At 42.5% G+C, this 6,391-nt stretch carries 8 protein-coding genes; 6 read left to right on the top strand and 2 right to left on the bottom strand.

From position 1 onward, the window contains the following. Positions 1-220 precede the first annotated feature (220 nt). The 5 genes from HEQ19_30545 (at position 221) to HEQ19_30525 (ending at position 4,819) form a co-directional block, all read left to right on the top strand. The gene (locus HEQ19_30545; protein ID WYM03164.2) at positions 221-1,444 is read left to right on the top strand and encodes an HhoA/HhoB/HtrA family serine endopeptidase; all 1,224 of its coding nucleotides are present in this window, start codon (positions 221-223) and stop codon (positions 1,442-1,444) included. 670 nt (positions 1,445-2,114) lie between these two features. Further along, on the top strand, positions 2,115-2,654 hold the full coding sequence (gene def / locus HEQ19_30540) for a peptide deformylase (GenBank protein WYM03163.1): 540 nt from the start codon (positions 2,115-2,117) through the stop codon (positions 2,652-2,654). A gap of 176 nt (positions 2,655-2,830) precedes the next feature. Next, complete coding sequence (locus HEQ19_30535) at positions 2,831-3,862, top strand: HMA2 domain-containing protein (protein ID WYM03162.1); 1,032 nt, start codon at positions 2,831-2,833, stop codon at positions 3,860-3,862. Positions 3,863-3,876: 14 nt separating this feature from the next. Continuing rightward, a complete protein-coding gene (locus tag HEQ19_30530; protein WYM03161.1) occupies positions 3,877-4,185 on the top strand; it encodes a DUF5132 domain-containing protein in 309 nt (102 codons plus the stop codon). A 121-nt stretch (positions 4,186-4,306) separates the two neighbouring features. Then, positions 4,307-4,819, top strand: a complete 513-nt coding sequence (locus HEQ19_30525) for an HMA2 domain-containing protein (GenBank protein WYM03160.1) — start codon at positions 4,307-4,309, stop codon at positions 4,817-4,819. Between the two features lie 317 nt (positions 4,820-5,136). Here the strand turns inward: HEQ19_30525 and HEQ19_30520 are convergent, their stop codons facing one another. Both HEQ19_30520 and HEQ19_30515 read right to left on the bottom strand, forming a co-directional pair. Then, positions 5,137-5,376, bottom strand: coding sequence for a hypothetical protein (locus tag HEQ19_30520; protein ID WZI67074.1), 240 nt, complete (start codon positions 5,374-5,376; stop codon positions 5,137-5,139). Between the two features lie 95 nt (positions 5,377-5,471). Next, positions 5,472-5,690, bottom strand: a complete 219-nt coding sequence (locus tag HEQ19_30515) for a hypothetical protein (protein WYM03159.1) — start codon at positions 5,688-5,690, stop codon at positions 5,472-5,474. A 276-nt stretch (positions 5,691-5,966) separates the two neighbouring features. Between HEQ19_30515 and HEQ19_30510 the strand changes: the two genes are divergently transcribed. After that, the gene (locus HEQ19_30510; protein WYM03158.1) at positions 5,967-6,314 is read left to right on the top strand and encodes a hypothetical protein; all 348 of its coding nucleotides are present in this window, start codon (positions 5,967-5,969) and stop codon (positions 6,312-6,314) included. Positions 6,315-6,391: the final 77 nt, after the last annotated feature.

Genomic DNA, 6,391 nt, shown 5'->3' with positions numbered 1-6,391 from the left:
CATTTGCCACCTTTGCTGCCAATCGTCACACGAGAAGATCTAAGCAAAGACTAATTTAGCATCCCCATGCTCTAGACCTGGAACAAGCTTTTAAGTTGTAATCATTCTGGGACACACCCGGTAGGCAATATCCTACCACCCGCTGACTAACACGGAGAAGCTAAGACACATGATCATCAAAAAGCATAATGGTGAGCAGCCAGATATTGATACAACATCTATGCCTCAACAGTCAGGAGAACGCAGTATGATGTTAATATTATTAACAGTAAGCGCAGTAGTGTTTCTGGGCGGTTGCTCGCTTCTACCTGCCAACACCTTCGAGAATCAAAATAACAATGTTGAGTCTCAGGTGCCACCCCAACAAACAACTGACCCTAACCTATCAGTTGTCCCACCGCCTATTCTCTCATCGTCTGGAGACCCTAACTTTGTGGTTGCTGTTGTGCAAAAGGTCGGTTCTGCTGTAGTTCGGATTGATTCTTCGAGAACGGTGATTTCTCAAAGACCAGAGGAATTTGAAGATCCAATTTTGGGGCGATTTTTTCGAGGAAATGAGCCATCAGAACCTAGACAACGGGTAGAACGGGGTAGTGGTTCTGGATTTATTATTAATTCGTCTGGTCAAATTTTAACCAATTCCCATGTTGTGGATGGTGCTGACACTGTAACTGTTACACTCAAAGATGGTCGGAGTTTTAACGGCAAAGTCATGGGTGAAGATCCAGTCACAGACGTTGCGGTGATCAAAATTGCTGCCAATAACCTACCAACTCTGTCTATTGGTAATTCTGATATCTTACAACCAGGAGAGGCGGTAATTGCCATTGGCAATCCTTTAGGTCTAAATAATACCGTTACCTCTGGAATTATCAGTGCTACAGGTCGATCTGGTAGAGATATTGGTGCTAGTGACAAGCGTGTTGATTATTTGCAAACCGATGCGGCGATTAACCCTGGTAACTCTGGCGGACCACTGCTAAATATTCGTGGTCAGGTAATTGGGATGAACACAGCGATTATCAAAGGCGCTCAAGGGTTGGGATTTGCCATTCCCATCAATACTGTACAAAAAATTGCCCAGGAATTGATTACCACAGGTAAGGCTGATCATCCCTATTTGGGGATTCAGATGGTAACGCTGACACCAGAAGTTAAGGCAAGAATAATTAGTAAATTTGGCGATCGCGTTAATATCATAGCAGATAAGGGCGTATTATTAATTAATATCGTCCCGCGCTCTCCCGCATCACTTGCTGGACTACGACCCGGTGATGTGGTTCGCAGTATTAATAATCAGCCTGTCACCACAATTGAAGACGTACAAAAGCTGGTAGAAAATAGCAAAATCGGTAGTCCCTTGCAAATCCAAGTGGAACGCAATGGACAAACTGTTCCAATAGCAGTCATACCCGCACCTTTACCAGTACAGCGTCAGATGTGAGTTAGGAGTTAGGAGTTGGGAGTTAGGAGTTAGGAGTTAGGAGTTAGGAGTTAGGAGTTAGGAGTTGGGAGTTTGGAGTTAGAGGATGTTTGAAAAGTCGGTTTTGATGTGCCGCAGTCAATTCTATTCGCCGAGAACTTTTCCAACATGCTCTAAGCTCGACTTTATCCATTTTCCATGAAGGCGATCACTAACGCTGAAAGCTATATGGGGCGATAGTTTGAGTTTTTTAATTTCACCGTGAATCAGTGACATGGAAAAAGTTTTTGCCAAAAAGCCAGGATTTTTGCCCTATAAGGAGAACCAAGTTCTTAATTTTGGATAAAGTCGAGCTAAGAGGATGTTTGAAAAGTCTAATTCAATACCAGCCCAGGCGATTAGAAATCGCGGCTACACAGACAAAACCCGCACTTCGACAAGCTCAGTGACCACCTGCGCGGGTTCAAAACCCTTCTCTACCAGACGCGGAGCGTACCACTACGTGGAAGCAAGCTACGCGTAGCGTCTGTCTGCGACGCCGAAGGCTACGTAGAGAAGATTTCTCATTAGTCCGCGCAGGTGGTCACTGAGCTTGTCGAAGTGCGGACAATGCTAGTGTAGTAGTCACCTTCATTCGCCCAAAACTTTTCCAACACGCTCTAACACTTGATTACTCAAAGGAGTTTTACTCATGGCTGAATTAGCACCAATTATTCAATTAGGTAATCCCACACTCCGCCAAAAAGCTGCCTTCATTGACAATATCCAAGATGAGGGCATTCAACAACTAATAGAAGATTTAATGGCTACAGTTGTCAAGGCTAACGGCGTGGGAATTGCTGCGCCTCAAGTTGCTAAATCTGTACGTTTATTTATTGTCGCTTCTCGTCCTAATCCTCGGTATCCCAACGCCCCAGAAATGGAACCTACAGCTATGATTAATCCTATAATTATAGCTCATTCTTCGGAAGTTGTCAAAGGATGGGAAGGTTGTTTGAGTGTTCCCGGAATTAGAGGATTAGTTCCAAGATATCAGGCGATAACAGTTGAATATACTGATCGTAATGGCAATTTACAACAACAGGAATTAACTGATTTTGTCGGCCGGATTTTTCAACATGAGTACGACCATCTCGACGGTATCGTTTTTGTAGATCGTCTAGAAAATACTCTTGATATGATTACTGAACAGGAATATCAAAGGGGATTGCACTTCGGCTCCGCTCAGTGACCAGGGGTTGGGGACTAGGGACTAGGGATTGGGGATTGGTGTACAGTTTGTGGGTGCGGAATGTGGGTTATAAAGAATCATCGATCAAGATAACTCTTGAGAAAGATATATGAGTCGCGAGGATAAGTTAGAGTTAACCTGATGTTAACCTCTGACTTGGTGCAGCTATCAGGTAAATGAGCATCCCTATTAGTAGTCGCGACGAGTTCCGTTCCCAGGTGGCAATATCTTCTGATTTAATCTCTAGTCAGAGCCAAAGCGAAGAAGTAAAAGTTGATCAAAATGCAGTGCAACTATCTTCCGACAGATGTCAAATTGTTCATGCAACCACTGGGCGTGTACGCATCCGTGCTATTGAAGGTGGTTTTAACTCAAAAATAGAGACCATATCCCAATGTTTACAACAGCATCCGGGAATAAAAGAAGTTGTAGTCAATCAGCAAACTGGTAGTTTGATTGTCAGTTTTGATGAAAATCAACTGTCATTGCCGCAAATTTTGGGGATACTTCAACAATTTAGCATTTATCAGCCCCCAATTTCACCTCACTTAGATCCCTTTGCTGAATGGAAATCTCTGGATTTTTGGAAGGAACAATCCATTTCGTTGATTCCCTTAATCACCGGGTTGGTGCTGACAGGAGGACTGGGAATCCACGGTTTAGCAGCAATTCCAATCTACATGATTACGGCGGATGCAACTCGGTGGGTAATTGAATATCTAGAACCGGAAGTTATACCATCACAAACGAGCAAAGATTCTCAACCGCAATTACCCTTATCAAAAGTTGACATAACAACAAAACTTGCAAAAATTGCCTATAGTATTGTCCATATAATTCCTGGACGAATTAGGTTTCATGTACCGCAAATCGCCGAAGATCGGGGTTATGGGCGACGATTGGAAACATTACTCAAAAATGATCCCCAAGTAACAAGCGTGCGTGTGAATGATGATGCAGCATCGATAGCGATCGCCTATCAGCCTAGTGACATTAGCATATCTCATTGGATAAATTTGCTGGAGTTGGCTTTGCAGAAGAATCCACCGATAAATCCCATTAAAACTACAGAACACCAAGCAGATGAACCGATAGATACAACAATCACTGCTGAGGCTGAAACTCAAGATTTATCAAGTGTAGTGGCTCACATGAAGGCTCCATGTCTATCTTATACCTTAGACTTTATGGCTAACTTACCAGTATAAAAGGTAATTGAATTATGGCATTTAAAATTACTGATTTTGTTGAAGACGCCGGCGTCCCTGGAATTATCGCTGGTATTGGCGCAGTACTACTAGCACCTGTGATACTACCCGTGGTAGCTGGAATTAGTAAACCCGTAGCGAAATCACTAATCAAAGGCGGAATTGTCGCCTACGAAAAGAGCAAGGGAACCTTTGCTGAACTCGGAGAAACTTTGGAGGACATTATAGCCGAGGTGCGTGCTGAACTTGCTGAAGATAGGGAAATCTCAACCTTTGAAGCTGGCCTTACCCCCCTTGATAGCACTTCCGATCATGGTGCTTGACATATTTTGAAAGCTTTTGGGGCGCAAGGCCTTGCGCCCCTACAGATTATCGATGTGTTGCAAAGATTTTTTTAATTGGTATTACTTTGATGAATGAATGAATGAGCCAATAAATTGAAAAATGCCATCTAAAGTTATATCTACAAAAGTTATTAGTGATACTCCAGGAAGACTACGGTTGAGAGTGTCTCAACCCTATCGTCAAGCCAAAGAAATGCAACGTATTGCCCATACATTAGAAGCACAACCAAATATTAGTCAGGTCAGAACTAATATTCATCATGGTAGTATTCTTATCAACCACGATGGTAAAGATGATAGCCTAGAAAATGTCCTCGCTGCACTAGAGGATATGGGAATAATTGTTGCCGATATTACTGAGAAGAACCCTGATGCATCAACGGGGGTAACGAATGCAGTGGTTGACTTGAACAAACGAATTGAACAAGCTACAAATGGTGCCGTTGATCTGCGCTTCCTTTTTCCTATGGGATTAGGTATGTTAGCTGTGAGACAGTTACTTGTTAAGGGCGTGCAATTGGAAGTTATTCCCTGGTATGTTTTGGCATGGTATGCTTTTGATAGCTTTATCAAATTGAACGACACCAGCCAACCAAAGAACTTATCCCATTAATCCAAGAATGCCTATTTTTTCAACTTATCAGAAAAATGGGTTGAAAACCTCCCCCTTCTAGGGGGACTTTACATTAGTACGGCTTTAGCTTACCATAGTGAATGTAGTTTGGTAAGCAGAATGTTAAAAGCCTACAAGGGCTCTTGCGTGTGTAGCGTGCTTAATTATTAATGAAAGTCGATTAAATTGCTTTAATAACAAGGCTTACAGGCGTTTATAATTTGATTTTTAGTAACAGTAGCTCAAATACAAAAAATAATGGCTTTTATCGGAGCCACACAAGGGTTTCAAACTTATTTTTTAACAAATTCAGCACGCTAAGTACGGAAGAGCCCATTTTCCCGAAAGGAAAACTGCATATCTGCGTTAGTGGCCATCAAATCACCCCGGATATCTTGTACAGTATTAAATGCTTCCGTATAGGCTGCGATCGCCTCTGTAAATTTTTCCTGGTTGTCGCATTGGCTTTCTCCTTGGCAGAGAATCCGCCCTAGTTGCCATTGCCAGCGATAAATAATATCTTGTGCTTGAATTGACTGGGATAAGATGACAGCCATTATTTACTGCCTTTTAGGTCTGATGATTAAAATTTTGGCTATAAGCGCCTGTAAGCCTTGATTTTAAAACAAAGTTATCGACTGTAATTAAAAATTTAGCACGTTAAGTACGCAAGAACCGAAAGTTGAGCGCCATTTACTAATGACAAAGAACCAGTATCGACGGTAATATTACCCCCATTGCCTTTTGCTCCCTCACGCACTTCATTAAGAATTCGGCTCCCACTATCAGCAACTTTGATTTCTCCTGTCGCATTCAGGGCAATATCCCCAGCAACGGTTTCAGGTGTACCCAAACCCTTACAGATGATCATCGTTCGCCGCCAAAAATCCTGATGCGAGGATGATGGGGGGGGGTAGGGGCGCAAGGCCTTGCGCCCTTACAGATGATCATCGTTCGACGCCAAAAATCCTGATGCAATGACGACCAAAGCCAGTACGGTTCAATAGCCGATATACTTAAGTAGTATTTCAGAAATCGAATACTAATTGTATAGTTATTATGTTATAAGGAAATTATTGATTGATTGATTGATTTATTATTTATTTATAGAATAATATGGAGTTTTTCAACACTTCAATTCCAGGGCATGGAAAATCTTTTTAGCATGAGTTTCAATCAAGGGCAAACAGCGACATTAGCTAGAGTATCCGAACCAGCAGAATTGTCTAATGTGCTTGAGCGAATGGGACTTCTTGGTTCACATCCGGTTTTAGTTATTGTCGGTGGAGCAAGTCAGATTAGCGAAGCGGACTTTGTGCGTATCCAAAACCTGTTTGTCGAAGTACTAGCCCCAATTGCTCAAAGTTTAGGAGCATGTATTGTGGATGGCGGTACAGATGCAGGCGTAATGCAATTGATAGGTCATGCTCGTCACCAAATCAATGCCCAATTCCCGCTGATTGGCGTAGCACCTACAGAAAAAGTCAAGTCGTAGCGATTAGTGCTGCTGTTGAAGAATTTTTTCACTATGGAGAACGGTGGGATGATATCAGTGGTGGTCGCTTTATACGG

Source organism: Gloeotrichia echinulata CP02 (assembly GCA_038087035.1).
In the GTDB taxonomy this organism is placed as follows: Bacteria; Cyanobacteriota; Cyanobacteriia; order Cyanobacteriales; family Nostocaceae; genus Gloeotrichia; species Gloeotrichia echinulata.
This window is presented reverse-complemented; position numbering and strand designations above follow the sequence as displayed.